32 protein-coding genes are annotated in these 26,714 nt (G+C 64.6%); 14 read left to right on the plus strand and 18 right to left on the minus strand.

Going from position 1 to position 26,714, the window contains the following annotated elements; translation table 11 throughout:
• Window positions 1–57: 57 nt before the first annotated feature.
• The 6 genes from AC5RUQ_RS12935 to AC5RUQ_RS12960 all read right to left on the minus strand — a co-directional run bounded on the left by AC5RUQ_RS12935 (window position 58) and on the right by AC5RUQ_RS12960 (window position 6,069).
• Window positions 58–831 carry a lytic transglycosylase domain-containing protein gene (locus AC5RUQ_RS12935; RefSeq protein ID WP_493947746.1) on the minus strand — a complete coding sequence of 258 codons (774 nt, stop codon included), beginning with the start codon at window positions 829–831 and terminating at the stop codon, window positions 58–60.
• Between the two features lie 242 nt (window positions 832–1,073).
• Window positions 1,074–1,910: an alpha/beta fold hydrolase gene (locus AC5RUQ_RS12940; RefSeq protein ID WP_493947747.1), complete on the minus strand. Its 837-nt coding sequence runs from the start codon at window positions 1,908–1,910 to the stop codon at window positions 1,074–1,076.
• A 93-nt stretch (window positions 1,911–2,003) separates the two neighbouring features.
• On the minus strand, window positions 2,004–2,201 hold the full coding sequence (locus AC5RUQ_RS12945; RefSeq protein WP_163166235.1) for a hypothetical protein: 198 nt from the start codon (window positions 2,199–2,201) through the stop codon (window positions 2,004–2,006).
• A 315-nt stretch (window positions 2,202–2,516) separates the two neighbouring features.
• Entirely contained in the window at window positions 2,517–3,701 is a 1,185-nt protein-coding gene (locus AC5RUQ_RS12950; RefSeq protein WP_493947748.1) for a fatty acid desaturase family protein, read from the minus strand.
• A gap of 12 nt (window positions 3,702–3,713) precedes the next feature.
• On the minus strand, window positions 3,714–4,811 hold the full coding sequence (locus AC5RUQ_RS12955; protein WP_493947749.1) for a ferredoxin reductase: 1,098 nt from the start codon (window positions 4,809–4,811) through the stop codon (window positions 3,714–3,716).
• 223 nt (window positions 4,812–5,034) lie between these two features.
• Complete coding sequence (locus tag AC5RUQ_RS12960) at window positions 5,035–6,069, minus strand: LLM class flavin-dependent oxidoreductase (protein WP_493948128.1); 1,035 nt, start codon at window positions 6,067–6,069, stop codon at window positions 5,035–5,037.
• Window positions 6,070–6,123: 54 nt separating this feature from the next.
• Between AC5RUQ_RS12960 and AC5RUQ_RS12965 the strand changes: the two genes are divergently transcribed.
• From AC5RUQ_RS12965 to AC5RUQ_RS12975, 3 genes are all read left to right on the plus strand, one after another.
• Complete coding sequence (locus AC5RUQ_RS12965) at window positions 6,124–6,483, plus strand: YnfA family protein (RefSeq protein ID WP_493947750.1); 360 nt, start codon at window positions 6,124–6,126, stop codon at window positions 6,481–6,483.
• Between the two features lie 106 nt (window positions 6,484–6,589).
• Window positions 6,590–6,994 carry a YidH family protein gene (locus AC5RUQ_RS12970; protein WP_493947751.1) on the plus strand — a complete coding sequence of 135 codons (405 nt, stop codon included), beginning with the start codon at window positions 6,590–6,592 and terminating at the stop codon, window positions 6,992–6,994.
• Between the two features lie 3 nt (window positions 6,995–6,997).
• The gene (locus tag AC5RUQ_RS12975; protein WP_493947752.1) at window positions 6,998–7,333 is read left to right on the plus strand and encodes a DUF202 domain-containing protein; all 336 of its coding nucleotides are present in this window, start codon (window positions 6,998–7,000) and stop codon (window positions 7,331–7,333) included.
• Between the two features lie 21 nt (window positions 7,334–7,354).
• Here AC5RUQ_RS12975 and AC5RUQ_RS12980 read toward each other — a convergent pair whose 3' ends face one another.
• A complete protein-coding gene (locus tag AC5RUQ_RS12980; protein WP_493947753.1) occupies window positions 7,355–7,753 on the minus strand; it encodes a hypothetical protein in 399 nt (132 codons plus the stop codon).
• A gap of 56 nt (window positions 7,754–7,809) precedes the next feature.
• Here AC5RUQ_RS12980 and AC5RUQ_RS12985 point away from each other — a divergent pair, with 56 nt between their 5' ends.
• The gene (locus AC5RUQ_RS12985; RefSeq protein ID WP_493947754.1) at window positions 7,810–8,046 is read left to right on the plus strand and encodes a DUF2630 family protein; all 237 of its coding nucleotides are present in this window, start codon (window positions 7,810–7,812) and stop codon (window positions 8,044–8,046) included.
• A gap of 27 nt (window positions 8,047–8,073) precedes the next feature.
• Here AC5RUQ_RS12985 and AC5RUQ_RS12990 read toward each other — a convergent pair whose 3' ends face one another.
• Entirely contained in the window at window positions 8,074–8,760 is a 687-nt protein-coding gene (locus AC5RUQ_RS12990) for a DUF2848 domain-containing protein (protein ID WP_493947755.1), read from the minus strand.
• Between the two features lie 149 nt (window positions 8,761–8,909).
• On the opposite strand from AC5RUQ_RS12990, the gene AC5RUQ_RS12995 reads away from it, so the two are divergent.
• Entirely contained in the window at window positions 8,910–10,295 is a 1,386-nt protein-coding gene (locus AC5RUQ_RS12995) for an MFS transporter (RefSeq protein ID WP_493947756.1), read from the plus strand.
• 71 nt (window positions 10,296–10,366) lie between these two features.
• Here AC5RUQ_RS12995 and AC5RUQ_RS13000 read toward each other — a convergent pair whose 3' ends face one another.
• Window positions 10,367–11,023, minus strand: coding sequence for a GntR family transcriptional regulator (locus AC5RUQ_RS13000; RefSeq protein WP_493947757.1), 657 nt, complete (start codon window positions 11,021–11,023; stop codon window positions 10,367–10,369).
• A 31-nt stretch (window positions 11,024–11,054) separates the two neighbouring features.
• Between AC5RUQ_RS13000 and AC5RUQ_RS13005 the strand changes: the two genes are divergently transcribed.
• Together AC5RUQ_RS13005 and AC5RUQ_RS13010 are read left to right on the plus strand one after the other, a co-directional pair.
• A complete protein-coding gene (locus AC5RUQ_RS13005; protein ID WP_493947758.1) occupies window positions 11,055–11,849 on the plus strand; it encodes a carbon-nitrogen hydrolase family protein in 795 nt (264 codons plus the stop codon).
• A gap of 448 nt (window positions 11,850–12,297) precedes the next feature.
• Window positions 12,298–13,599, plus strand: coding sequence for an ammonium transporter (locus AC5RUQ_RS13010; protein WP_493947759.1), 1,302 nt, complete (start codon window positions 12,298–12,300; stop codon window positions 13,597–13,599).
• Here the strand turns inward: AC5RUQ_RS13010 and AC5RUQ_RS13015 are convergent.
• Window positions 13,578–14,204: a PadR family transcriptional regulator gene (locus AC5RUQ_RS13015; protein ID WP_493947760.1), complete on the minus strand. Its 627-nt coding sequence runs from the start codon at window positions 14,202–14,204 to the stop codon at window positions 13,578–13,580. The two genes, AC5RUQ_RS13010 and AC5RUQ_RS13015, sit on opposite strands and share 22 nt — an antisense overlap.
• A 179-nt stretch (window positions 14,205–14,383) precedes the next feature.
• Between AC5RUQ_RS13015 and AC5RUQ_RS13020 the strand changes: the two genes are divergently transcribed.
• A complete protein-coding gene (locus tag AC5RUQ_RS13020; protein WP_493947761.1) occupies window positions 14,384–16,561 on the plus strand; it encodes a transglycosylase domain-containing protein in 2,178 nt (725 codons plus the stop codon).
• 76 nt (window positions 16,562–16,637) lie between these two features.
• Window positions 16,638–17,252, plus strand: coding sequence for a GNAT family N-acetyltransferase (locus AC5RUQ_RS13025; RefSeq protein ID WP_493947762.1), 615 nt, complete (start codon window positions 16,638–16,640; stop codon window positions 17,250–17,252).
• On the opposite strand, the gene AC5RUQ_RS13030 is transcribed toward AC5RUQ_RS13025, so the two are convergent.
• A complete protein-coding gene (locus AC5RUQ_RS13030) occupies window positions 17,253–17,858 on the minus strand; it encodes a DnaJ family domain-containing protein (RefSeq protein WP_493947763.1) in 606 nt (201 codons plus the stop codon).
• Window positions 17,859–17,996: 138 nt separating this feature from the next.
• On the opposite strand from AC5RUQ_RS13030, the gene AC5RUQ_RS13035 reads away from it, so the two are divergent.
• Complete coding sequence (locus tag AC5RUQ_RS13035) at window positions 17,997–18,521, plus strand: PaaI family thioesterase (RefSeq protein WP_493947764.1); 525 nt, start codon at window positions 17,997–17,999, stop codon at window positions 18,519–18,521.
• Between the two features lie 60 nt (window positions 18,522–18,581).
• Here AC5RUQ_RS13035 and AC5RUQ_RS13040 read toward each other — a convergent pair whose 3' ends face one another.
• Both AC5RUQ_RS13040 and AC5RUQ_RS13045 read right to left on the minus strand, forming a co-directional pair.
• Window positions 18,582–19,079, minus strand: a complete 498-nt coding sequence (locus tag AC5RUQ_RS13040; protein ID WP_493947765.1) for an SRPBCC family protein — start codon at window positions 19,077–19,079, stop codon at window positions 18,582–18,584.
• 15 nt (window positions 19,080–19,094) lie between these two features.
• The gene (locus AC5RUQ_RS13045; RefSeq protein ID WP_493947766.1) at window positions 19,095–19,427 is read right to left on the minus strand and encodes an ArsR/SmtB family transcription factor; all 333 of its coding nucleotides are present in this window, start codon (window positions 19,425–19,427) and stop codon (window positions 19,095–19,097) included.
• Between the two features lie 99 nt (window positions 19,428–19,526).
• Here AC5RUQ_RS13045 and AC5RUQ_RS13050 point away from each other — a divergent pair, with 99 nt between their 5' ends.
• On the plus strand, window positions 19,527–20,252 hold the full coding sequence (locus AC5RUQ_RS13050; protein ID WP_493947767.1) for a Type 1 glutamine amidotransferase-like domain-containing protein: 726 nt from the start codon (window positions 19,527–19,529) through the stop codon (window positions 20,250–20,252).
• Window positions 20,253–20,275: 23 nt separating this feature from the next.
• On the opposite strand, the gene AC5RUQ_RS13055 is transcribed toward AC5RUQ_RS13050, so the two are convergent.
• The 3 genes from AC5RUQ_RS13055 to AC5RUQ_RS13065 form a co-directional block, all read right to left on the minus strand.
• Window positions 20,276–21,007, minus strand: coding sequence for a GAF and ANTAR domain-containing protein (locus AC5RUQ_RS13055; RefSeq protein ID WP_493947768.1), 732 nt, complete (start codon window positions 21,005–21,007; stop codon window positions 20,276–20,278).
• Window positions 21,008–21,127: 120 nt separating this feature from the next.
• Window positions 21,128–21,559, minus strand: a complete 432-nt coding sequence (locus tag AC5RUQ_RS13060) for a hypothetical protein (protein ID WP_493947769.1) — start codon at window positions 21,557–21,559, stop codon at window positions 21,128–21,130.
• Between the two features lie 2 nt (window positions 21,560–21,561).
• The gene (locus AC5RUQ_RS13065; protein WP_458779613.1) at window positions 21,562–21,819 is read right to left on the minus strand and encodes a hypothetical protein; all 258 of its coding nucleotides are present in this window, start codon (window positions 21,817–21,819) and stop codon (window positions 21,562–21,564) included.
• A gap of 362 nt (window positions 21,820–22,181) precedes the next feature.
• Between AC5RUQ_RS13065 and AC5RUQ_RS13070 the strand changes: the two genes are divergently transcribed.
• Both AC5RUQ_RS13070 and AC5RUQ_RS13075 read left to right on the plus strand, forming a co-directional pair.
• Window positions 22,182–22,919 (plus strand): GAF and ANTAR domain-containing protein, encoded by a 738-nt coding sequence (locus AC5RUQ_RS13070; protein ID WP_493947770.1) that lies wholly within the window; start codon window positions 22,182–22,184, stop codon window positions 22,917–22,919.
• Window positions 22,920–23,223: 304 nt separating this feature from the next.
• A complete protein-coding gene (locus tag AC5RUQ_RS13075; protein ID WP_493947771.1) occupies window positions 23,224–23,421 on the plus strand; it encodes a hypothetical protein in 198 nt (65 codons plus the stop codon).
• A gap of 76 nt (window positions 23,422–23,497) precedes the next feature.
• Here AC5RUQ_RS13075 and AC5RUQ_RS13080 read toward each other — a convergent pair whose 3' ends face one another.
• The gene (locus tag AC5RUQ_RS13080; RefSeq protein ID WP_493947772.1) at window positions 23,498–24,877 is read right to left on the minus strand and encodes an FAD-dependent oxidoreductase; all 1,380 of its coding nucleotides are present in this window, start codon (window positions 24,875–24,877) and stop codon (window positions 23,498–23,500) included.
• Window positions 24,878–25,087: 210 nt separating this feature from the next.
• Entirely contained in the window at window positions 25,088–26,092 is a 1,005-nt protein-coding gene (trxB, locus tag AC5RUQ_RS13085) for a thioredoxin-disulfide reductase (protein WP_493947773.1), read from the minus strand.
• Window positions 26,093–26,279: 187 nt separating this feature from the next.
• On the opposite strand from trxB, the gene AC5RUQ_RS13090 reads away from it, so the two are divergent.
• On the plus strand, window positions 26,280–26,630 hold the full coding sequence (locus tag AC5RUQ_RS13090; RefSeq protein ID WP_493947774.1) for an ArsR/SmtB family transcription factor: 351 nt from the start codon (window positions 26,280–26,282) through the stop codon (window positions 26,628–26,630).
• Window positions 26,631–26,714 lie beyond the last annotated feature (84 nt).

Consider the following 26,714-nt stretch of genomic DNA (forward strand, 5'->3'; position numbering starts at 1 on the left):
GGAGGCCGCCGCGGAGGTGGCCAGCGGCGTGGGACGGGGCCAGTAGCGCCGCGGTACTTATCCGATGGCGCCCGTCGCCTGGGCGTATGCCGTGGCCCGGTCACGCACTTGGACCAGGTAGGCATCCGACTGGTTGTAGGAGTAGATGGCACCGGTCCATCCGTGCGCGGTGGTGAGATCACCGCCGCGGGCACACAGGTAGCTGGCTGTACTGAGCGCAGCGTCGTCGATGTTGAAGGGATCCGCTGTCCCATCGCCGTTGCCGTCCCTCCCCGCAATCTCCCACGTGGAGGGAATGAACTGCATGGGCCCCACGGCACGGTCCCAGCGTGCGTCGCCATCCAGGGCTCCGGCATCCGTGTCAGCGATGGCGGCGAATCCGTTTCCGTCCAGGCTTGGGCCAACAAGGGGTCCGCTGGCCTGCCCGGCGGAGTCCAGGCTTCCGCCGCCGTAAGCCCCGTGGTGGGATTCGACGAAGCCGACTGCCGCCACCGTATTCCAGCCGATCCCGCAGCCCGGAGAGGACTGGTTGGCTGCGCCGGCCGCGGCCACATAAGCCTGGAGCGCCCGCGCGGGAATGCCGGTCTGCCCGGCAGCCTGTGCGAGCCACTCGGCGTCCGCGTTCCGGGTGATGTTCACGGCCGGCGTGATGCCGGTGGAGAGCGTTTCAAGTTTCGCTTCCGACCGCGGCGGCGGGTCGAGGGCCACACGGGCATCCGCGCCGGACTGCTGCAGCGCCCAGAATGACAACGCTGTGAAGACGCAAACCGCGAACACGGTAAAGACCAGGAGACGCCTGAGGCGCAGTACGGCGTCGCGGGAGTCAGTCACGCGTTTGATCCTATCGATCGGAGCCGGCCAAGCCCTCCTATTCACGGCTGGGTTCCGTCACCTCCCGCAGACCAAACCCCAACGCGCCATCACCTCCCGCAGGCAAAACCCCAGCGCGCCATCACCTCCCGCAGACCAAACCCCAACGCGCCATCACCTATGGCGCATCTTCCCGAAACGCTCCATCACCTTCGGCGACGGCGGACTACCACCGTCGCCGAAGGTGCCGGCGTAAGGCGGGACTACTGGGCGAGGAAGCGCAGCAGCGCTTCATTGACCTCTGCGGCGTGGGTCAGCAGCAGGCCATGCGGGGCGCCCTCGATCTCCACATACTCCGCGCTGGGCAGGGCCTTGGCGAACAGCCGTCCGGTGGAGTCAATGGGAAGGATGTTGTCCGCGGTGCCGTGGAGGATCAGCGCAGGAACGTCAATCTTGGGGATGTCCTGCCGGAAGTCCGTGAGCCAGGTGGGCTGCGCTGCCACCGAAGCAGTGGCTCCTGCGCCGGAGGCCGTGTTCCAGCTGGCATTGACTGCCTCCTGGCTGAGGCGGGGCGTGCCAAGAAAGGTGTCAGTGTTGTAAAAGTTCTTGAAAAATTCGGTGAAGAACGCGTACCTGTCTGCCGTGACAGCCTGGTTCAACCCGTCGAAGACCTCCTGCGGAACACCGTCTGGATTGTCGTCGGTCTTCAGCAGGAAAGGTTCGAGGGAGCCGAGGAACGCCGCCCTCGCTACCCGTGCCGAGCCGTAGGTGCTCAGGTAACGGGCCACTTCGCCGGTACCCATGGAGAAGCCGACCAGCACCGCGTCGCTGAGGTCCAGAGTTGTCAAAATGGTGTTGAGATCGGCAGCGAACGTGTCGTAGTCGTATCCCTCAGTGGTCTTGCTCGAGTTCCCGAAGCCGCGGCGATCATAGGTGATTACCCGGTAGCCGGCAGTCAGCAGTGCCGCAGTCTGTTTCTCCCAGGAAGCGCCGTCCAGGGGATAGCCGTGGATCAGCACCACCGGCTGGCCCGACCCGTGGTCCTCGTAGTAAAGCTCGATGTCAGTGCTGTTTTCAGTTCCAACGGTGATGAAAGCCATCGCGGCGGTCCTTTCGAGACTGTGGGATCAATGCGGGCGGGAAATGCTTTGCCCGCGCAGTTCCTACTCTAGGGTGGCCCGCCGTGCTCCACGCTACTGTGAGGGCTGCGGAAGCTCGCAGGATATCTGGGGATTGGCACCCATATAGTTCAGCGGGCCGGCGACGATAGTGATCGCTATCGTCCCTGCTTGCGCGCAGTTCCCCGGCGCGGAACCGAAGTAGCCGCGCTGCCACGCGGCCACACCGCCGATGATTAGCCAGATGACAACAAGAGCTCCGAGAATCCGCATGATTCCTCCATAGGCCGTGGCGGCTGTGGGTTCAATTATGCGGCGTGGGCGAGCAAATGTGAGCCATCGATTGGAGAAAACCCGCGGTAAGTGAGAGAGCGTCGCCGGAAAACCCGCGTTGGTTGAGAGAGCGCCCCGGGAAAACCCGCCGAAAGTGCGAGAGCGTCGCCGGAAAACCCGCGTTAAGTGAGAGAGCGTCGCCGGAAAACCCACGGTAGGTGAGAGAGCGTCCGGGGGCAGAGACAAAAAGGCACCTCCGGTGCCGGGAATCCCGGTACCGGAGGTGCCTTCAGTACTGAACAGGCGGTGCTTGGATCAGGCGCCGGCAGCCTTGCCCGGAAGAGCCAGCTTGAAGATCTTGCCCCAGGTGGATCCAACCTGCTTCAGCAGCGGTCCCGTGGTGTACTTCAGGCCGTAGCGCTGGCAGATCTCGCGGACCTTGGGCGCCACCTCGGCGTACCGGTTGGACGGCAGGTCCGGGAAGAGGTGGTGTTCGATCTGGTGGGACAGGTTTCCGGTCATGATGTGCATAAACTTTGACCCGGAGATGTTGGCGGACCCGATCATCTGCCGGATGTACCAGTCGCCGCGGGTTTCGCCTTCGGCCATTTCCTCAGTAAAGGTGTCTGTGCCTTCGGGGAAGTGACCGCAGAAGATCACGGCGTGCGCCCAGACGTTGCGGACAGCGTTGGCGGTCAAGGTTCCGTAGAGCGCCTGCTTGCCGGAGCCCGTGAGCATGGCCACGGCAGGGGTTGCGGCGTAGTCCTTGGTGAACTGGGTGACAACCTTCTTGCCGAGGGCCTTCAGGTCCTTGAGCAGCGCCTCTTTGGACTTCTTGCCTTCCTTGAACTCCGTGAGCTCAAGGTCGTAAATGGCAATGCCCCACTCGAAGAGGGGCGCCAGAATGGCATTGAACAGCGGGTTGGCCAGGTTGACGGGCTTCCACGGCTGCTGTTCGTCCATGCGCAGGAGGTTGTATCCGACGTCGTTGTCCTTGCCAACCACGTTCGTCCAGCGGTGGTGCAGGTCGTTGTGGGTGTGCTGCCAGGAGCGCGACGGGGTGACGAAGTCCCACTCCCAGGTGGTGGAGTGGATGTCCGGGTCCCGCATCCAGTCCCACTGGCCATGCAGGACGTTGTGTCCGATCTCCATGTTTTCCAGGATCTTGGCCAAGCTGAGCAGTGTGGTTCCGGTGACCCAGGCGGCCTTGTTCTTGCTGACCAGCAGTGCAGCACGGCCGGAGATCTCCAGGCCGCGCTGGACCTTGATCACACGGCGAATGTAGGCAGCGTCCGCTGCCCCGCGCTTGGCCAGGATCTCATCGCGAATCGCGTCCAGCTCGCGGCCAAGTTCCGCTACCTGCTCGTCCGAGAGGTGCGCTGCAGCGGGCGGGCGAACCGTGGGGCTGCCGGACTCGGCGAGCTTTCCGGGGCGCGTCCTTGACCCTCCGGTTGCAGTGCCTTCGGCGGGGTTGGTTTTGCTCGGTGAAATTACAGTCATACCTGGTGCTCCTCAGATTTCGAGGTTGACGGGTCCGGCGGCTGCCGAGACACACGTTTGGATCAGTTGGCCGGGTTCGCCATGGACTTCCCCGGTTCGGAGGTCCCGGACCTGCCCTGACAGGAGCGGGGTGAGGCAGCTGTGGCAGATGCCCATGCGGCAACCGCTGGGCATCAGCACGCCGGCGTCCTCCCCGACGTCCAGGATGGGGGTGTCGCCGTCGGCTTCCACCTCACGGTCCGAAGCTTCAAAGGTGACCAGGCCGCCGTCGTGCCCGACGCCGCCTTCGAAGGTTGTATTGAAGCGCTCGATCATGAGGTTGCCGGCGCTGCCAGCCACCGCGACGTCCGAGCCGGGGGCGGCGGTGGTCAGCGCTGCGCGCTTCCACAGGGCCTCGGCGTCGTCCAGGAAGCTGTCCGGCCCGCAGGCGTAGGCCGCGCGGTCCTTCCAGTCCGGGCAGATCTCGTCCAGCTGCTTGGTGTTGGTGAGGTCCATGCGGCCTTGCTCGCCGGTAAACCAGTGTGCAAGGCGGAAATTGGGGAACTGGTCGGCGAGCTCGGCAAGTTCCTCGCGGAAGAGGCTGTCACCTGGGGTGCGCGCTGAGTGGACCAGGACGACGTCGGCATCAGGACGTCGTGGAACAAGGGTGCGGATCATGGACATCACCGGAGTGATGCCGCTGCCCGCGGTCACCATCAGCAGGGGCCGGGGGTGCTCCGGCAGCACGAAGTCACCCTGCGGAGGTGCCAGGAACAGGACGTCGCCCGGGCGGGTGGTGCGTACTAGGGTTCCGGAGACTGCACCGACGTCGGTCACAGTGATGGCGGGGTCCTTGCCCGCCGGGGCGCTCAGGGAGTAGGACCGCCAGTGGCGGACGCCATCGAGTTCGACGCCGATCCGCGCCCATTGGCCCGCCAAGTGGGAGTGCCAGCCGCGGCCGGGCCGGAAAAAGATGGTTGCGGACTGTGCCGTCTCCTGCACTACGCGGGTGACCACACCACGAAGCTGCCGCGCCGAGTAGACCGGATTGAACAACGCGAGGATGTCCTCCGGGGTCAAGGGCGTTGTGAGGACTGAGGCCGCCTGGGCCAGCTGACGTAGCCGGATCATGGGTTAAAGCCTAAAAGGGCGCGGGCCATATTTCTCTCTCTCCGTCATATGACCGTTCCGCAGTCACGCTGTAGTAAGGGCGCTAAGCCCCCAAAGCCGCACTATAAGAGTAACGGCTGCGGCCTGCGGAAGGTTCCCCGTATTTCAGTAAGCATGCTTATTGTATCGTCAAAGCCCTGCTTCCGCCGAGAAATTTGATTATGACCGGAGACATTACGGCTGGTCAGGAGAACGGCGGCGGCCACCCTAGTGCCGGTGCGATATATCGGGTGACGTTTGCCAGGAGTTTGGCATTGAACTCAACGCCGAGCTGGTTGGGGACCGTGAGCAGCAGGGTGTCTGCAGCCTGTACCGCTGTGTCCGCAGCGAGTTCTTCGGCCAGGAAGTCCGGGGCGCCCACGTAGCTTTTCCCGAACCGGGCGGTCAGACCGTCGATGACGCCCACCTGGTCCCGGCTGTCGCGCAGGGCACTGCCCGCGAAGTAGCGGCTGTCCTCCTCGTCCACGATGGGAAGCACGCTGCGGCTGACCGAAATACGGGGCGCGTGCTGGTGCCCGGCTGCAGCCCAGGCGTCCTTGAACAACTGGATCTGCTCCGCCTGGAGTTCATGGAAGGGTACGCCGGTGTCCTCTGTGAGCAGGGTGGAGCTCATCAGGTTCATGCCCAGTTCCGCGGCCCAGACGGCTGTCTTCCTGCTGCCGGCTCCCCACCAGATGCGCTCGGCCAGGCCTGGCGACTGCGGCTGGACGGGCAGGAGGCCGGTTGTACCGCCGGCATAGCGGGGATCCGCTTCCGCCACTCCGGCTCCGCTGATGGCTTTCCGGAACAGGGCTGTATGGCGGCGCGCCATGTCCGCGTCAGTCTCTCCCGGTTGCGGGCGGTAGCCGAACGCAGCCGCCCCTTCCCGGGCGGGCTCCGGTGAGCCGCGGCTGATCCCCAGCTGGAGCCGGCCCCCGCTGATGAGATCGGCCGCGGCGGCCTCCTCTGCCATATACAAGGGATTCTCGTATCGCATGTCGATCACGCCGGTGCCGATTTCGATCCGGGTCGTCCGTGCACCAATGGCAGACAACAGGGGAAACGGCGAGGCCTGCTGCCGGGCGAAATGGTGGACGCGGAAGAATGCCCCGTTGACCCCCAGTTCCTCGGCAGCGACTGCAAGGTCAATGGCCTGGAGGAGGGCGTCTCCCGCAGTCCGGGTGCGGGAACCGTGGCCGGGGCCCCAGTGGCCGAAAGAAAGGAATCCGATGCGCTCCATACCTGCCCCAACTGCAGCGGGGCGGCGGGCATTCCCGGCTGGCATGATGGCCGGGTGGGTATTTCTGAAGAAGCTGCGACCATCGCCAAAACAGTTGTGCTGTTCACAATCGCAGCAGCCGCGGAAATCGGTGGCGCCTGGCTGGTATGGCAGTCGGTCCGCGAAGGCAGGGACTGGTGGTGGGCCGGCCTGGGCGTGATAGCCCTGGGCCTCTACGGTTTTGTGGCAACGCTTCAGCCGGACGCCCACTTCGGCCGAATCCTGGCAGCCTACGGCGGGGTGTTCGTCGCCGGCTCGCTGGCCTGGGGCATGATCTTTGACGGTTTCCGCCCCGACCGCTGGGACGTGGCCGGGTCCCTCATCTGCCTGCTGGGCGTTGCCGTGATTATGTTCGTGCCACGGAACGCGGGCTGATCCCAGTACAGCCTGCTCTGGGCGGGCGCCGCACAGCACGAAAGCTAACCGGCTGCCGCCCCGCACCGCAGGCGGCCAGGGCAACACCGCTGGCTAAACTGGCAGCGTGACCAACAGCGAGCAGCCCGCCAGGGCCAACACCCCGCCGTCGCGTGGGAAAATTGCCGAGCGGCTGCTGCCCGGCGGGGAGGAACCGGACCCGCGGTTCACCCTGGCGAACGAACGCACCTTCCTTGCCTGGATCCGAACGTCCTTGGCGCTCCTGGCCGGCGGCATTGCCATCGAGGCCTTCACCGCGGACCTTTTCCTGGAGCCCGTCCGAAAAGGACTGGCGGTGGTGCTGCTCCTGCTGGGCATGCTGCTGAGCGCGGGGGCGGCAGTGCGGTGGCTGCGGGTGGAACGAAGCATGCGCAACAAGGCGCCGCTGCCGCTGCCGCTTATTGTCCCGCTGCTTGCGGGGGCAGGGGCGGTCGCGGCCGCCGTCGTGCTGGTCTTCATCCTCTGGCGCTGACCGGTGACGGCCACGCACCCCGCCGGGGGTCACCGCGATCCCGGCCTCCAGCCGGAGCGCACCACGCTCGCCTGGGGCAGGACGATGATGGCGCTGGTGACAGTCAGCGCGATCTTCCTGCGCTGGCTTCCTACCCACGGGCTGCCCATCCTGTTGATGTTCGCCGTCGCTGCGGGGGCGGCTGCAGCCATCTACTTCACGCAGCGCCGCCGCTACAGCGCCAGCTCACGCGGCATTGCAAGGGAGAATGTCGACGCCGACGTCACCGCCGTGCTGTGGACGGCTACTGCGGGGGTTGCGTTGGGCGGCCTCGGCATCGGCGTCGTCCTTGCCGGCTGAAGGGCTCCCGGCGATCCTGCCCTAGAACATCGGCAGGACAAACCCCGCGAGGAACGCCACGGCACCGATACCGGTGAGGCAACGGCCCAGCACGGCCGCCGTTTTTCCAGCCTCTTCCGGAGCTGCCATCTGCCACTGCGTGGGCCGCTTGGGATGGTAGTAGATCGGGAGGGTATCGCCCACTGCGAGGTCTTTGATGTCGTGTGGCGACATTGGCGCGTGGTGCACCTGGTACTTCCGGTCGAACCAGCGGAAGCCCACGCCGCTGCTGTCCGAGTACACCACAGCCTCGGCCACGGCCCACGGATGCACAAAGCGGCGCAGGAAGCCGGTGTAGAAGAGCAATCCCAGCCCGGCGGGCAGGCACAACCAAGTGAGCATTTCCAGGATTGGACCTGCCATATCAAGCACAGTGGGCATGATTCTGATGGTACAGGCGTACCCTGAGGGAATCGTTTCCGGCGAAAGGGGCAGACATGAACAACGAGGATCTTTTGAGCCGCATCCAGGCCCTGGTGGAGGAGGAGCACACACTCCGCGAGGGATCCGGAGACGGCCAGGCGCCGGACCGGGCCAGGCTGAGGCAGGTGGAGGAAAGCCTTGACCAGTGCTGGGACCTGCTCCGCCAGCGCAGGGCCAAAGCGGAATCAGGCGAAAACCCCAACGAAGCCGAGGCCCGCCCCGTCAGCGAAGTTGAGGGCTACAAGCAGTAGCCCCCACTCCGCAGCCGGGCTGCATGTTCAGCCGATGGGTTCCGGCATCTGCTCCACCACGTACTGGGCATCCACGGACAACCCGGTGACGGGGTCGGCCATTTCCACTTTCCAGCTGCGGGCGAACTGGTTTACGCCCCCTGTCATGGCTACGGTGCCGGAAATGAGCAGGGTGCCGGGCTGGTTCAGACCGCGCTCTGTCAGGACCTCCAGCCAGTAATCCGGGGTCAGCAGCGCCTCCAGCGTGCTGTCCTGGATGAGGGTGTCCGGAGTCTCCCCCTCCCCCACCCAGCCCTTCAGCGTAATTTTGTCCAGGTGGTCACGCACCTCGTCGAGCCGCCATGCCTTCCGGCCCAGGACGTCCGGGCTCGCGTTCTTGCTCCAGGCCACGCCATGGACTTCGAGCTCCCGGTCAGTGTGGTCGCAGGCCACCGTCAACAGGACGCCGTCGTCCGCGATCACCAGCGCCCACTCCGCTTCTCCCGACGTCCGTCCGTGCTGCACGCGCACCTCGGACACCTGCTGCGCCAGGTAGGGCGACACCGGGTAGAGGGCGGGGGTGGTGGTGGGTCCCGGGACGCCAAGCTCTGCCAGTTCAGCGATGTGCGCCTGGACCTCATCCTGCTCGCGTCCCGCATAGCCGGCATTAAGAAGATGCTTGACCTCCACATCCTTGGTGCTGCCGTCGGGAAGTTCAAAGCTGAGAACCGTCATGGTGGATCCGTCCTTTTTCGAGGTGCTGCTGGAAAAAAATAACAAACCGGAAACCGGAAAGGGTCGCCAATGTACAACCAGTATGCGTAATGTATACATTATACGCCAGCGTGACAGGCGTCACCTTTGAACACTCCGTGGAGGACACAATGAGCAACTCTCCAGTTCCGGCTCACGGGGCGGCGCCGCACCCGCCCATCCATCCCAAGGGTCTTTATAAGGCCTTTGCCGCCAGCCTCACCGGGACAGCCCTTGAGTGGTACGACTTCGCCGTCTACTCAGCAGCCGCCGCCGTCGTCTTTCCCCTCGTCTTCTTCCCGGCAAGCGATCCCCTGACGGGCACTATCCTCGCCTTCTCCACCTACGCCGTGGGCTACGTCTCCCGCCCGGTCGGCGGGATCATCTTCGGCCGCCTGGGCGACCGCATCGGCCGCAAGAAGGTGCTGGTAACCACGCTGATGATCATTGGCGTGGCCACGGTGCTGATCGGCGTCCTGCCCGGATACGATGCCATCGGCATCACAGCGCCCATCATCCTGGTGCTCCTGCGGTTCGCGCAGGGCGTGGGCGTGGGCGGCGAGTGGGGCGGGGCCGTCCTGCTTTCCAGCGAGTACGGCGATCCGCACCGGCGGGGCTTCTGGGCCTCCGCCGCACAGGTGGGTCCGCCTGCCGGCAACCTCCTCGCCAACGGCGCGCTGGCAGTCCTGACCCTGATGCTTACGGAGGAACAGTTCCTCAGCTTCGGCTGGCGTATCGCCTTCCTTGTGTCGGCGCTGCTGGTCGCGTTTGGCCTGTGGATCCGCCTCCGGCTGGAAGACACTCCTGTCTTCAAGGCGATCGCGGCCCATGGCGAACAGCCCCATGCCCCCATCCGCGAGGTGTTCAGCCATGAACTTCGCCCACTGATCGCCGCCATCCTCTCCCGCGTGGGACCTGACGTGCTGTACGCACTGTTCACCGTGTTTACGCTCACCTACGGCATTCAGTCCCTGGGCTACGAGCGCAACCAAGTACTCACCGCAGTCCTGATCGGTTCCGCCTTCCAGCTCTTTATGATCCCGCTGGCCGGCGCCGTGTCCGACAGGTTCAACCGTCGCCTGGTCTACGGAGTGGGTGCGGTGGTCGGCGCCGTCTGGACGTTCATCTTCTTTGCCATTCTCGGCGGCAACAACCAGCCGATGCTGATCATCGGCATCGTCCTGGGCCTCATGGCGCACTCATTTATGTACGGTCCGCAGGCGGCCTTTATTGTGGAGCAGTTCTCGCCCCGGCTTCGGTCCACCGGAAGTTCCCTTGCCTACACGTTCGCTGGCGTGATCGGCGGCGCCATCGCGCCGCTGATGTTCACGGTGCTGCTCTCACAGTTCGGCACCTGGGTTCCGGTGGCCATCTACGTGGCCGTTGCCGCCGTCGTGACCGTGGTGGGGCTAGCCATGGGCCGCGACAATGACACCGTGGAGGACCAGGACTACCGGCTCCTCCTGGAAGGAGCCAGCGACGCAGCCCGGGCGTCGGGCGTGGGCGAATCCCGCTGACCAACGGAAAAGTTTTGTCCACGTGGCGTGGCCACAAGGCCTTGCAGCCGCGTCACGTGGACAAGACTGCTTCAGGTCCGGAGGAGGATATCCCGCGTGACAGCCAGATGCTCGTCGATCGCCTTCTGAGCCTGGTCGGCATCTCCGGACACCAATGCGTCGAGGATCCCCTGATGTTCGGCGCACACGTCCTGGCGCCGGCCGCCCGTCCGGAACAGGGCGGCAACCCCCACCAGGATCTGCCGGACGTGAAGCTTGCTGTAGGTCCGGGAAATAAGCTCGTTGCCAGCCGCGTCAATGAGCTGCTGATGGAAAAGCGTGTCCAAACGGATAAACTCGCGGGCGTCATCAGGCTCGCTGGTGTCCGGGATTCGGGCCTGGAGGTCCAGGGTCTCCTGCATCAGCTCGGAGGGCACCCGGTTCTCAGCGATCACCAGCCGGGCTGCATGGGTCTCGAGGACGCCGCGGAGTTCCATCAGTTCGGAGATTTCCCGGCCAGTAACGGGCGGAACGTACGCCCCGCGTTGCGGAATCAGCTCCACCAGCCCATCAGAGACCAGGAGCAACAGGGCCTCACGGACCGGGGTGCGGGAGACTCCAATTTCGGCGGCAAGCTCCTGTTCGTTGAGGAAGCGGCCCTGGAGTTCGGGGTCGATCAGGACGTTTTCGCGCAGGTGGAAATACGCCTTTTCCCGTCCGGACGCAGCCGTACCCGCCGTTTTTCCCATACATTATGTATACAACAGATTGGAGCTATCCATGCGTCTAGCAGTCGCCCAAATCATCAGCAGTGCGGACCCTGCCGCCAACCTGGAGCTGATCCGGGACTACGCTACCCAGGCAAAGGCTGCCGGCGCAGAGCTGGTGGTATTTCCCGAAGCTGCCATGCGAGCGTTCGGGAACACATTGACGGACGTCGCTGAGCCCTTGGACGGACCGTGGGCGGAAAAGGTCCGGGCCCTGTCAAGGGAACTGGACATTGCGATCGTAGCGGGGATGTTCACTCCGGGGAAGGACGGCAGGGTCCGCAACACGCTGCTGGTCACCGGCCCTAGCGTGGACACGTCATACGACAAGGTGCACCTCTTCGACGCGTTCGGCTTCCAGGAGTCCAGGACCGTGGACCCGGGAACCAGCCCGGTGACCTTCGAAATCAACGGCACCGTGTTCGGCCTTGCCACCTGTTACGACGTCCGTTTCCCCGCCCTGTTCACGGCGAACGCCCGCGCGGGTGCCCAGGTCAACATCGTCTGCGCATCGTGGGGCGCCGGGGAAGGCAAGGCGGAGCAGTGGGACCTGCTGGTGCGGGCCCGTGCGCTGGACAGCACCACCTTCGTGGTGGCCTGCGGCCAGGGCGACCCCGAGACCATCGGCGCGGGACCGGCTGGAACTGCCCCTACGGGCATCGGCCACAGCGCTGTCATCACTCCGCTGGGCTCAGCAGTAGCCGCGCTGGGCGGGAAGCCGGAACTCGCCGTCGTCGATATCGATCCCTCGGTAGTGGACGAGGTGCGCACCAAGCTTCCGGTACTGGCGAACGCCCGCCAGTTCTGATCCACCTGGAGGTGGAAGATGGCCGGGTAGGTCTCCCCGGCTTTGCCAGCGAACGACGACGGCGTGCCCCATTTTCCGTGCGGCACGCCGTCGTCGTTTTCCATGCGCGGGAAATTCAACGCGCGTAGGCGGTGAGCCTGCGTTTACGGCCTTGTAACCTGCCGCCGGGGAGCGCGATGACGGCTTCTCACCTTCCGCTCCTGACCCCACCGCGCCGCGCCAGGCAATCCAGCGGACATTAATGTCCGCAGGCTCCTCGCCGATGGCCGCCGTTTACATTGTTGAAACATTTTCGACACGGGGACTTCACACCGCGGCCCTTTCTGTAACGCCAGCGCAACTTCCAGGCGCGTTTCCCGAAACACGCCACCCGAAAGATGGAGTGCGGGGAAATGCGAGGGCCGGCAAGAGCGCCCCGCTTCGAGGCGCAACGCGAAGGGACCCGCAGGTGGAGATCACTGCCCAACATGTCTGGCTGATGATTTCAGCCGCGATGGTATTGCTGATGACGCCCGGGCTCGGCCTCTTCTACGGCGGCATGACGCGCGCCAAAGCCGCCTTGAACATGATCATGATGAGTTTCATTTCCGCCGGCATCGTCGGGGTGGTGTGGGTTCTCTGGGGCTACTCCATGACAACCGGCGACGGCGTGCTGGGCATCTTCGGCAATCCCTTCGCCAGCTTCGGGCTGCAGAACCTGATGGGTTCCCCGGACCTGATTAGGGCCGGGTACAGCGCCACCTTCGCCATCATCACGGTGGCCCTGATCAGCGGTGCCATCGCCGACCGCGCCAAGTTTGGCGCATGGGCAGTGTTCGTTCCTGTCTGGGTCACCGTGGTCTACTGCCCGCTCGCCTACATGATCTGGGGCGGCGGCCTGATGAGCGCCGATGGAGCCGTCACCGCTGTTTTTGGGCAGGTCATCGACTTTGCCGGCGGCGCCGTGGTGGAGATCAGCTCCGGAACGGCCGCCCTGGTCCTGGCCCTGGTTGTGGGCCAGCGCCACGGTTTCGCCAAGGATCCCAACCACCGCCCGCACAACGTCCCGTTCATTATGCTGGGCGCCGCCATCCTGTGGTTTGGCTGGTTTGGCTTCAACGGCGGAGCGGCGACGACGGCCGAACAGGCCGGCCTGATCTGGGTCAACACCCTGGTGACTCCGGCGGCGGCGATGCTCAGCTGGCTGGCCACGGAAAAGATCCGCCACGGCCACCCCACCTCACTGGGAGCAGCGTCAGGCGTGGTGGCCGGGCTGGTGGCCATCACTCCGTCCTGCGCCAACATCAGCCCGGTGGCCGCTATCGCCCTGGGCCTGGTGGCCGGGGCAGCCTGCGCCGTTTTCGTGGACCTCAAATACCGGTTCGGGCTGGATGATTCCCTCGATGTGGTGGGGGTCCACCTGGGCGCAGGACTCATCGGGACACTGGCACTCGGCTTCATCGCCCTCCCGGTAGACGGGCTGGGCGGCGGACTCTTTTACGGGGGCGGCTTCCAGCAGCTCGTAGCCCAGTCCGTGGCTGTGGTGATCACGCTGCTGCTGTCCGGGATCGGGACCCTGGTTATTGGCCGGGCCATCAACAAGACCATCGGGTTCCGGGTCACCCGCGAGGCCGAAACTGCAGGAGTTGACCTGACCGAGCACGCTGAGAGCGCCTACGCGTTCGGGGAGCTGGGAGCCGCGTTCAACCCGGCGGCCCACGCCATGGCGCAGTCCCCCGCCCCTGCTGGTCAGTCGGCCAGGATCTTGTAGAGGGCCCGGCGGGTCTCGTCCAGCTTCTCAATGGCTGCTGCCCGCTGCTCTTCAGTGACCCCCGTGCGGAACTGGTGAATAACTCCCATCAGCTTCCCGATGCTCTGGTGGAAGTCCCGGTCCGGGCTGTCCGGTCCGGAGTTCCACGCAGCTTCCATTTCCTCGGCATGCTCTGCCACCCAGGCCCTTCCAGCGTCGGTGAGGGTGAATTCGGTCCCGCGGCCCTCGCTGAGCGCGGTAATGAGTTCCTCGTCCACGAGCTGCTGCAGCGTGGGATAGATTGATCCCGGGCTCGGCCGCCAGGCTCCTCCGGTCTTTTCGGCAATCGCCTTGATCAGTCCGTAACCATTTGAGGGCGCTTCGGCCAGGAGCGAGAGGATGGCCGAGCGGACGTCACCCCGGCTTGCCCTTCGTGGTCCGCGCCCAAACCCCGGTCCAAAGCCCGGCCCATAACCTGGTCCAAAGCCGCCGCCGAATCCTGCTCCGAACGCGGGGCCAAAGCCGCCGCCCCGGTGCCCGTGCGGTCCACGCCTGCCGCGGCCGCGTTCAAAGCGGCCCCGATCAGACTGGGGGCCTGAAAATTCGTCATAAGAAATGCCCTTCATCGTGGCATCGTCCTTTCGTCCTGTTAGTCTTCGCCGTGGTTTCAGCGATAGTTAACGATATGTCGTTAACTATCGCTGAGTCAATGAAAGAATTGACCGAAATATGATCTTCCATGTCTGGTTCACAGCCTCGGCAACGGCGTAGTCTGGTTGCACTCTTCAAGCTCGAGGGCTGAAAAATGGCGAATAAAAAGAAGCGACGGCGTGGTCGCGGTTCCATTCTGGGAAGCATTTTCGGATTCCTCGCGGCGAGCGCCATGTGCGGAGTGCTTGCCGCCAGCCTGGTAGTGCCGTCCGTTGCAGCTGCCGGCTACGGCGTCAGCACTTCCATCGGATTTTTCGAAAGCCTGCCGGAGGAGCTGACGGTCCAGCCGCCGTCTCAAGCCACCAAGGTCCTCACCTCGGATGGCCAGCCCATCGCAACGTTCTATGCGGAGAACCGGGTCAGGATCCCGCTGGACCAGATGTCGCCTTACATCAAGGACGCCGTCATCGCCATTGAGGACAGCAGATTCTATGAACATGCAGGCCTCGATCCCCAAGGCATCCTCCGCGCGGTGGTGGCTAACCTGACGAAGGGTGACCAGCAGGGGGCATCCACCATCACCCAGCAGTACGTCACCAACGTGATCAACGAGGCGAGGCTCTCGCAGGACCGGCCGGATGAGGTGATCCTCAGCGGCCAGAAGGACATCGGTGACAAGCTGCGGGAGATGAAACTGGCTGTTGCCCTGGAGAAGAAGTTCACCAAAGAGCAGATCCTCGAGGGATACCTGAACATTGTGTTCTTCAACAGCGACGCCTATGGGATCGAGGCGGCCGCACGCTACTTCTTCAGCAGCACCGCCAAGGACCTTAACCTTCCCCAGTCCGCGCTGCTCGCCGGGCTGGTGAACAGCCCCACGTTCTACAACCCCGCGCTTAACCCGGAGAAGTCAGTGGTCCGCCGCGACCAGGTGCTCGGCGAGATGCTCCGGCAGGAGATGATCACCCAGGAAGAGCATGACCAGGCGGTAGCCACGCCCATCGAGCTGAAGATCAGCCCGGAGCGGCAGGGTTGTGCGAATGCCACCATGGCGCCGTACTTCTGCGACTACATCTCGCACCTCATCCTGAACAACCCCGCGTATGGGCCTACCCTGAAGGAACGGGAGAGGAAGCTCTACCGGGGCGGCCTCACCATCACCACAACCCTGGACAGCAGGCTTCAGGCGGCAGCCCAGTCACAGGTGGACGGTACGGCAGGGCCCAATCCGGACCGGTGGGGAGCAGCCCTGGTGTCCGTCCAGCCCGGCAGCGGAAGAATTCTTTCGATGGCGCAGAACACGGTGTTCCTGGCCGAGCCGGGCAAGTTCGATACCCACCTGAACTTCAACGTCGATGCAAAGGACCCGCAGGGCAATGACCTGAACGGCGCCGGCGGCTTCCAGACCGGCTCCACCATGAAGCCTTTCACCTTCGCCCAGTGGCTGAACGAGGGCAAGCCGCTGAATGCCGAGGTGGACGCCTCGAAGCGCGTCTACCCCCTGGGATTCCCCTGGCGGTCCAGTTGCGGAAAGGTGCTGGGCGCCTACAGCACGGCCCAGAACAACCCCGAACTGGGCGCGGCAGATGACCTCCAGAACGCTGAAGAGGGCTTCTACCGAAAGATGCCCATCAACTACGGCCTTTACAACTCCATCAACACCGCCACCTTCGCTTCCGCCACCCAGTTGGACTTCTGCGGCATCCAGAAGATGGTGGACGCCGTGGGCCTGCACAGCGGCCACGACGGTTCCCCCATCAACATGCACCAGCTGGGCAACCTCCTGGGTGCCACCAACGTGGCGCCGCTACATATGGCGAACGCCTTTGCCACCTTCGCGACGGACGGAAAATACTGCGCACCTATCGCCCTGCTGGACGTAACTGACGCCGTGGGAGGGAAACTTCCGGCCCAGACCGTCGATTGCCGGGATGCGGTGAAGCCGGACGTGGCCCGTGGTGTGAACTCCGTGCTGCAGGACGTGATGAAGGTGGGTTCCGGAGTTTGGATCAATCCCAAGGTCCAGGACAAGGTTCCCGTGGCGGCAAAGACCGGAACCTCGAACAACAACGGGGCAACTTGGGTGGTGGGCTACACCACGGGTCTTTCCACGGCTTCCTTCTTCGGGGATGCGCTCGAAGGCCAGAAGCGCCCAGGGCAGAACGTCACCATCAACGGCACCTTCTACCCCCGGCTGGATGGTTTTATGATCGCCGGGCCGCAGTGGGCCAACTACATGGTGAATGTGGCACCGCTGTATCCGGCTGCGCCGTTCCCGGCGCCTCCGCCGTCCATGTCCAGCCCCAGCCCTCCACCCACCCCGGGCCGCTGACCCCAAGCCGCTGACAGCGGGCATCTGACTGCAGGCAACGGACTGCAAACCGGACGTCTCTGGCAGGATTGGCGGGGTGAAGAGGCTTGAGACCAAGCGGCTGGTCCTGCGCCAGTGGGAACCGGAGGATGCCGACTTTGTGCTGGACCTTTACTCGCGGTGGGAGGTACAGCGCTTTATCGGCAACCATCCACGGGTGATGCGGGACCGTTCCGAAGCCGAGGACCGCATTCGGATCTGGCGGAGCATCGGCCAGCAGGACATGGCCCACCCCGTCCACGGCATCTGGGCAGTGGAGCTGAAGCCGGCGCGCCTCACCGGGACGCTGCTCCTGAAATCCATCCCGGCGTCCAGCGGATCCCTGCCCCTGCAGCCTTCCGGTGATACCGAGATTGGCTGGCACTTCCATCCCGATCACTGGGGAAACGGCTGCGCAACAGAGGCGGCGGCCGCGGTCCTCGCCTACGCGTTGGACAGCGGGCTGGACAAAGTTGTGGCAGTCACGGCCCCGGCCAACACCGCTTCACAGCGGGTCTGCGCACGGATTGGCATGACCCACCTGGGCCAGACCGACAAGTACTACAACGCACTCTGCGAGCTTTTCGAGGCGAAAGCACCCCACCAAAGCAAAGCACTCGCCACAAACCAGCCGAACGACGGCGGCCAGCACCGCCGTCGTCCGCCGGCCTGATCAGTAAGCGGGGCCCGTCCCTTTCCATAGCCGCCGCCACCACGAGCGGGGCGCTTCCGGCTCAACCTCAGCCTGGGGAACCTGCGAGGCTGCCCGGCGTTCGCGCCACCGCCGCACCTCCTCCTCCACGTCCCGGGTCTTGGTGATGACCGGCGGCCCGCCCTGCAGCTGGCGCCGCGCGTCGATGACCCGGCGGTTGAAATCCTGCAGGATGTCGCGGACCTGCTGCTCCATGTACTGGGCATCGAGCTTGGCCTCCAGCTCGGCGTCCTCGGTGCGGAGCAGGATGGCCGCCGGACCGAGGCCGCTGATGTTTTCCCGCTGAATGAGGCCCTTGACCCACCAGTCAGGATCGTAGGACTCCCCCAAACCCGGAATCGGTTTGCCCGCGTACTTGAGGTTGTCGAACTTTCCTTGTGCCATGGCATCCCGGACCAGATACTCCGCCCTGGCAGCATCGCTCACCTTCCGGCGCTTCTCCCGCTCCCGGGCATCGAGGGCGTCGAGCGCCGCCTCTTCCTCGGCGCTGATGCCGGCTCCCCGGTAGGACCGGACTTCCGCTGCCCGCTCCAGGCGTTTCCGCAAGTCCTCCGCACCGCTGCTCATCACTGCCACCGCCTCACGTCGGAATGATCCTTCCTTCCAGTATTCAGAAGCTTTTCGTCGGCTTCAACGCCAGCCGTGGATCACTTCGGGCGAGAGGTTTAAGCTGTTCAGGCCGGCCGATCGAAGAGGAGCACGTCCATGGATTCCAGCGGATCAGCAGAGCGGGCGGAAACCTTTCGCTGGGTGGATCCCCGAGTGGGGCTGGCACACCTCCCGCGGATGTCCGGTCTTGAGTTCCTCTCCGGAATGCGTGACGGGGCTATTCCGCGGCCGCCCATGGCAGCACTGATGAACCTGGCTCTTGTGGCGGTGGAGTCCGGGCGGGTGGAGTTTGAATGCAGGCCCACTGAAGCGCATTACAACCCTCTGGGTGTAGTGCACGGCGGCCTGGCGTGCACGCTCCTGGATACGGTGGTCGGGTGCGCCGCCCACAGTACTTTGGCGGCAGGGTTCGGCTACACCTCCATTGACCTTTCCGTCAGCTACCTTCGCCCCATCACGGCCCGCCACGGAATCCTTCGGGCCAAGGGAGCGGTGGTCAAGCAAGGGCAGCGCGTCATCTTTGCCGAGGGACGCATTCTTGGCCCGGCCGGTGAGCTGTTGGCCACCGCCACGAGCTCGCTCCTCGTCATTGCCGCGGGCGCCGCCCCAGGAATGGCCTAGGCGTACGACGGCGGGAGGTCCCGCCGTCGTACGCCCCTTGTTGCGTGCCGGCTTAGCCGCTCAGGCGTTGGCGTGTTCGGAAAGGATGGCGTCGATCTGTCCGACGGCCTCCCTCATGCCTTCCTCCATGCCCATCTGGACCATCTGCTCCATCTGCTCCTCCGACTCGAATGAGGAGACGATCGTCATCCTGGTGCGGTCGCCAATGCCCTCCAGGTTGACGGTGGCGTGGGTGGTTCCCAAGGCATCCACGGGCTGGCCGTTGTCATCGGCAAATCCGTCGTCGAAGGCAAGCCTCTTGGGGCCATCGATGGTGGTGAAGCGCCACCATCCGCGGGCCTTTTCGCCCTCGGGACCGCTCATGTAGTAGCTGGCCTTGCCGTCTGAGCGGAAGTCGAACTCCTCGAAGGTGGCCGGCCAGGTAGGCGGGCCCCACCAGCGTTCCAGCTGGCGCGGGTCTTCCCAGATCTGCCAGACCCGATGGATGTCCGCATCAAATTCTGCGATCAGCGTGAAGCTCAGCGCTTCAAGATTCTTGGTGGAACTGATGACCGGCATTGCAGAAACCTTTCCTTATCCTTCGGCCAGAATGTCAGCGATCCGGCTTACGCGCTGGTGCCAAATCGCCTCGTACTCATCGAGCAGGCGGCGGGCTTTCTGCAGCCCTTCATGGTTACCCCGCACGATCTGCTCCCTTCCGCGCTTTTCCTTGGTGACCAGGGAGGCGCGCTCCAACACCGCAACGTGCTTTTGGACGGCGGCGAAACTCATGGCGTAAAGGCCCGCGAGGCCGGAGACCGTGTATTCTCCGACCGTCACCCGGCGGACGATATCCCGCCGGGTGGAATCGGCGAACGCCTGGAAAAGGCGGTCAAGTTCGGTTTCACGGAGCTGATCTACAACCATTTGGTTGTACGATAGACCCGCTTGAAGGAGGTGTCAATACTTCGTGGAATGCCTGTTTCCGGCCCATCAGGCTCAGGCACGCACTGTATCTTGTTGCCCATGGGCATTTTCCTGGCCGGTGGCGGACCGGACTACCACTCCTTCCCGGAAGTGTTTGAGCGTTTCGTCAAGGACATTCCCGGGCACCGCAGCCAGCTGCGCCGGATCGCCGTTGTGGTGCACCACCGCGGCGGAAACCCTGGAAGTGTGCTGCAGGATTACGCCGGGCCGCTTCAATCCCTGACCTCCTGCGAGGTGGCACCGGTCCTGCTGCGTGCTGGCAGCCCGGCGGATCCGGCGGCTTTCGATGACGCTGACGCAGTGGTGGTGGGCGGCGGACTGACCCCCGTATACCTCGAAGGGCTTCGGGACTGCGCTGGTGCGGTTGCGGCAAGAGTGGCCGACGGCGTCCCCTACCTTGGGTTTTCCGCCGGCGCCATGGTTGCGCCCCGCAGGGGCATTATGGGCGGCTACCGGATTAGCGGCGTCGAAGTGTGTGGCGAGGAGTGCTCCGAGGACCTCGACGAGATCGATGTGCGCGACGGACTGGGGCTCGTTCCATTCGCCGTGGACGTCCACGCAGCCCAGGCCGGGACCCTCAGCAGGGCCGTCGGTGCCGTCGCCGCGGGGTTCGTGGACAGGGCCGTGGCGGTGGACGAGAACACGGCGCTTGTCCTGCCCAACGCCGGCGACGTGGAGTTCGAGGTGATCGGCAGCGGCCACTGCTGGGATATCCGCAGGACCGGCACAGGCTGCGGCATTTCCCTCCGCTCGCAGGGCAACTGAGCCAGCACCGCCTGAGTGGCTGACTAGTCGAAGTGCGTCTGGATGCTGGTGCCGGACAGCTGTTCGATCAGTTCGGTTGCGACATCACGCAGCTTGCGGTTGCGGTTACTGGAGACCTTTGTCAGAATCTCCATCGCTTCCGACTGGGAGCACCTGTTCTGCGCCATGATCACACCGCACGCCAGGTTGATGGCGGTCCGGCTTTCCATGGCTGCCTCCAGGTCATCCGCACGGCTTTGCGCCGATTTGATGCGGATAGACAGTTGGAGTGTGCTGTGGGCGGCCGCAGCAAAGCCCAGGGCCTTGTCGTAGACATTTGGGGTGAAGGCACCGGGCTTGGAAGCAAAAAAGTTCAGTGCCGCGCTGGCTCCGTCACTGATCTCCAGTGGTACGCCCAGGGAGCTATAGACGCCCGCCTCGGCGAATTTCCGGCTCAGCTCCGGCCACCTCAGATCCGTCGCGACGTCGTCGATGATCACGGGGGACATGTCCCTGAGTGCCTTGATACAGGGACCGTCACCCACCGCCTGCTCCAGCTGATCCAGCTCGATCGCGCGTTCGCTGCTCCCCGCGGCAGTAGAGGGCTTGCGCCTCAGCTTGACGGTGACTGCGCATTCGACCTCGTCGCCGGCCGCCTCGGATACCGCCGCGGCGGCCAGCTTGGAGAGCCCGGAGAGAAATTCAGTTGCATCTTCCGTGCCCACCAGGATGCTCTGGAGCTGCGCCGCAGGCTCGCTCCCAGATGAATTCGACATGGGCCTATCCTATGTCCCGGCCCACGAAAGAGGCGCCTGTTGACCTACATGAAGCAGGGGGACCTCCATCCCGATTAACTTTATGCCGAACGGATACTTCTCGAGACGAGAGCCGGAGGCCTATTCAGGCAGCTCAATCTGGAAACCGCATGGACAGTGCAGTACCTGCGTTGTGAGGTATACATCCAAGGCGTCTGCCAGGTCCTGGTCAGTAGTGGCAGGCGCATAAAGGCGGCGGAGTTCCGAGCCCGTCTTCTGCATGGGCTGCCCGCAGTGGATGTAGTGCCCACCGAAGGAGAGCACGTCCTCCGGGCTCCGGACCCGGTTCAGGACCGCGGCAACAGCAACAACGCCTGCCCGGTGGAGGTAATGGTTCCTACACGTCCTGCAGGAGTAACCCACTTCCACGGAATCGCTGGCAGGAGGGGTGAGCGCCGCGATGGAGTGCAGGGCCAAGTGGCGGTCCGATCCGCACTTGGTGCAGATGAGGGGATAGTCCTCAGCCTGCTCCCCCCTAACGCCGTTGTTGGGACCCTCGGGATGGATCGACATGGTCAGGCCGCAGCGGGGTAGCTGGACAGAATGTAGTCGGCAGCTGCCGGACCAACCATCCGGAGCCTGCTGTCATGAACGTCTACGCCGGCCCGGTGCATTGCCGCGCGGAAGGTAATGTCCGGTTTCGCTTCCAGGCCGTGAAGGAAGCACCAGCTGACATATAGGCCGTAAAGGCAGTCGGCGGACATAGGACAGTCCGTGTCGAATTCGGGAACTGTGGCTTCGGCAAGAAAGGTTGAGAAATGCGAGGCAGCCATGATGGCTCTCTTTCGCTGTGTGCATCCATCCGCCGTGTTGCTACAGCGGTTCCTCCTGCTGGCCCTGCACGTGCCCCGGAGGGGGAGCGTCCCAGTCATGTGGCGCCCGCCACTTAGAATCTACGCACTCGCCGCCCCGCTGTCCAGCAGCGTTGTGCACCCGTAGTACTGGAAAGCCTGGACGCCCGCGGCGGACAGCCAACCGGGCCGGACGATGAAGGCAGAAGGACCGGGCGTATCAATAGAACTTGCACGAGCGTAGTGTCAGTAGCAGGAGATTTCGGGATGACGGGGAAATCCAGAGGTTGAATACCCCGGTCAACGAGTGGCCGAGGCCATTTCGCATCGAGGATCGAGGGCTAGTGGCCCAGAACAGTAGACCTCCGGATGGGGAGATGTGGCTGCAGGAACTGGTCCTGGACAGCCGGGATGTCGTCGGCTTCCTTACGGACTTAGCGGTGATTGCCTCTTCAAGGCTGTCCTCCCCTGACAACCGCATCCATTCGGGAGTCACCGTCATCCGGCGCAAGAGAGCCGAAGCAGTAGCCAGCAGCGACGCGGCAGCCCATGCCTTGGACGAGTTGCAGAACGGGTGCGGGGACGGACCCTGCCTGACGGCGCTCCGGGCCGGAACCACTGTCCTGGTATCGGATCTTGCCACCGAGGGGCGCTGGGCTCCGTACCTGAAGGTCGCCAGGGAGCGTGGCGTTTCCTCTATCCTTGCGGTACCGCTGGACCTGGCCGGCGAGGCAGAAGCGGTCCTCAACCTCTACTCCGGCCGGAGCAATGGATTTTCCGAGGACGATGTGTCCACCGTGGAAGCCTTCGCCAGCCAGGCCGCAAGTTCGGTGCGGCTGGTGCTTCGCCTCACGCAGCTCAGCGAGGCCAGGAGCGACCTCGCGTCGGCCATGCAGTCCCGCACCGTCATCGACATGGCGGTTGGCGCAATTATGGCCGAAAACAGGTGCAGCCGCGACACTGCATTCCAGATCCTCACCAGGGTCTCCAACACCCGCAACATCGAGCTTCGGGATGTAGCGGCTTCCGTCATCAGGTCCATTTCGGGCGAGCAGCAGATCGTCACCTACTTCGACGAGTAGCGCCGCCTCCCCCCGCCACCGGAAGGTGACGAGTCTCACCTGCAACAATTCGCATATTGGTTGTGACTCGCACCCGGCTCTGGGCACCATGGAAAAGCAGGGTCTGTGGCTTCCGGGCAACACTCCCGACAGTCCCGTGTGCTTGATCACATCAGCCCTGCTACGGTTGCCAATCCCCGCAGCAACCTGCACCATGGAAGTACGGGAATGCGCTTTCCCGCCTGCAGTCCGTCCTCACCGACGAGGACACGGTCCGGGCAATGAAGACTCCGGGCCGCCAACCGCATGAAATGGAAGTTGAATAATGACGTTCGATGCCAATGACTCCGTGACCCTGAAGATCTGGGACCGGTCGGCCCTCCACCACACCTTGGACACCGCGGTCAGCGACCTTTCCGCGCGCCATAACACCACCACCTGCCGCATCGCCGTTACCTGCAGCGGACCCAACACCTTTACGCTGAGCGTGCGCGGCGAAGACCGCGCGCTGGCCTCCGTGTAGGTCCACCACCCCTTAGGGAAAAGCGGGCGACGGCGGTAGGTTCCGGCGTCGCCCGCTTTCCCGCTTTTGCGGTGTTTCAGTTGCTGGCCGAGCGGCCATGGGACAGCCCGGTGGGGAAGCCCACCAGCGCCGGCTCCGGGGCTGCACAGCAGGCGCCCTCCCCGTCCGCAGGAGCAGCGGCCGGGGCAGGAACGTCACACCTGCTGCTGGCGTCAGTGGAACACACTCCCGTTTCCGGGAGTTCGAGCTGGACTTGGTCCGCGGCTTCGCGGTCTCCGGCCAGGGCAGCCACCACGGACCGGACCTGCTCGTAACCCGTAGCGAGGAGAAACGTGGGCGCCCGGCCGTAGGACTTCATGCCCACGATGTAAAAGTTCTTGTCCGGGTGGGCCAGCAGCTTTGCGCCGTGCGGCGGAACGGTGCCGCAGGAGTGGAACTCCGGATCAATCAGCGGGCCCAGCTGTTGGGGAGCTTCCACGGCAGGATCCAGGTCCAGCCGGAGTTCCCGCAGGATCGCCAAGTCCGGGCGGAAGCCGGTGCAGGGAATAACGATGTCTGCCTCCACAATGCGGCCGTCCACGGCGTGCACGCTGACCCCCGCGGATGCGTCGTTCAAAGCGGCGATACCAAAGCCCGTCAAAAGTTCGATCCTGCCGGCCTCCACCAGGCGCCGCACCCGGGCGCCGAGTTGTCCCCGCGCCGGCAGGCCGTCCGCGTCACCGCCGCCGTAGACCTTCTCTGCGGAGGCTCCCCGTACGGCCCAGAGAATCCTGGTCTTTGGTTCGTCCTTCGCGAGCTCGGCCAGGCTGATGAGGGTGTTGGCAGCGGAGTGCCCGGCTCCCACCACCAGGACCCGGCGCCCCGCGAAGTCTGCCCTGTCCCGTCCCGTGACGTCGGGCAGCGGTTCTGAGATCCGGTCTCCCGCCGCGTCCTCGCCGAGCGCGGGCAGCCCGGATGCGCCCAGCGGGTTGCGACTCGACCAGGTGCCGGACGCATCGATGACTGCCGCCACAGAATGATCGCGGGTTTCGCCGTCTGCGTGCTCCACCCGGACCAGGAACGGCGCAGTGTCGCGGTTGCGTACGTGGGTTTTGTCCAGGCCCTGCCTGCCGATGGCCGCAACGCGGGCGCCCGTCTGCAGCCGGGAGGAAATCTCCGGCAGCGCCGCCAGCGGGGTGAGGTAGTTGTCCACCAGCTCGCCGCCGTAGGGCAAAGCTGTAAGTCGGGGAGCCTTCCAACCGTTGGCCTCGAGCAGGCGGAGGGCGGCGGCGTCGAGGTTGAACCGCCACGGTGAGAACAAGCGGATGTGGCGCCACCGGTCAATGGCCGTGGCCGCCGTCGGGCCAGCTTCGAAGACCAGCGGCTCCAGGCCGCGCTCCAGCAGGTGGGCCGCGGCGGCCAGCCCTACGGGACCGGCGCCGATCACGGCAACGGGAAGGGCCTTTGTTGATTCCATGCTTTTCCTCTGTCTCATCCGTAGGTTTGGCGCTCGGCGGCCCAACCGGGTGACGCTGGGGGTCCTTTTGGCAGCTCATAACGACGCGCGGCGCTACCCGGTTGGGAGGAGGGAGGGCTGCTAGCAGCAGTCCTGATCGTCGTCGCAGCAACCGGAGTCGCCGCAGCATCCTGTCGTCATTCCGCTCACCCCCTCCCCCTGTTCCGGGTCCTAGCTGTGGGTTGGTTCCTCGACCAGGGCGGTGGCGATGCTGTCCGCATCCTCCAGCGCGGCGAGGTAGCGTTCGGCGTCCAGGGCAGCGGCGCAGCCCGTGCCGGCGGCGGTGATGGCCTGGCGGTACCGGTGGTCTACCGCGTCGCCGCAGGCAAACACGCCGGAGAGGTTGGTGACGGTGGTGGGCGAATCGACCTTAATGTAGCCGTCCTCGTCGAGGTCCACCTGCCCGGTCAGCAGTTCGGTGCGCGGCACGTGGCCGATCGCAACAAAAATCCCCGTGGCGTCCTGGCGCCGGGTCTCACCCGTGCGTGTATCCGTCAGCGTCACCCCGGAGACCTTGCCGTCACCATGGATGGCCGTGACGGCAGAGTTCCAGGCGAAATTGATCTTGGGGTTGTCCTTGGCCCGCTGCGCCATGATCCGTGAGGCGCGCAACTCGCCCTTGCGTACGACGACGGTCACGGACTTCCCGAACCGGGTCAGGAACATCGCTTCCTCCATGGCCGAGTCCCCGCCGCCCACCACGATGATGTCCTGTTCCCGGAAAAAGAACCCGTCGCAGGTGGCACACCAGGACACGCCATGGCCGCTGAACTTCTTCTCCTCCGGCAGCCCGAGTTCCTTGTACGCGGAACCGGTGGCAAGGATGACCGCCGGGGCACGGTGGGTTTCGCCGCCGCCGGTGACCACCGTCTTCAGGTGACCGGCCAGCGCAACCTCCGTGACGTCGTCGAACACTACTTTCGCGCCGAACTTCTCAGCCTGCTCCTGCAGCCCGTCCATCAGCTCCGGCCCCTGGATCCCGCCCGGGAAGCCGGGGAAATTCTCAACCTCGGTGGTGTTCATCAGCGCACCGCCAGCCGTCACGGACCCGGCCAGCACCAGCGGCTCCAGGCCCGCCCGGGCAGCGTAGATCGCCGCAGTGTACCCGGCCGGGCCGGAACCGATAATGATCAACTGCTCCGTGGCGGCGTGCTGGCTGTTCGAGGTAATAGTCACGGCGGATTCCTTTGCTTCAGGCGTTTGGGAAAAGGCTACTGGGCATCCGGGTGCTGTGCGGCTACCAGAGGCTTCGAATTCCTGCACTCACGGTCCTCCTGCGCGGACTTGATAAATCGATGAACTTCGATATGTGAAGTATGCCCGCCTATATCGACGGATGTCAATCTGTTGCATAATGGGGTGCATGACCTCCCTGCAGATTCTCGAACCCGAGGTGGACTCCTCCTGCTGCGCGCCGTCCGGGAAGCCGGCCCTCAGCGCCAAGGAGGCCCAGCAGAGGGCACTGGTTTTCAAGGCGCTGGCCGATCCGAACCGCCTCCGCCTGCTGTCGATCGTCAAAGCGGGGGAATCGGGCGAAGCCTGTGTGTGCGACCTTACCGAGCCGCTGGACCTCGGACAGCCCACGGTCTCCCACCACCTGAAAATCCTGGTGGACGCCGGCCTGCTCAACCGCGAAAAGCGTGGCACCTGGGCCTACTACTCCCTCGTCCCCGGCGCGCTCGACGAGGCGGCCGGACTCCTGGCGACGCTGTGAAGCAGCAATCTGCGGCGCAGGCCCACGTGCGCGACACCGGCCCCGCTGACCTGCGCCGCACGTCACTGAGCCTGGTCCCGGCAG

The organism is Arthrobacter sp. MDT2-3, from assembly GCF_059090465.1.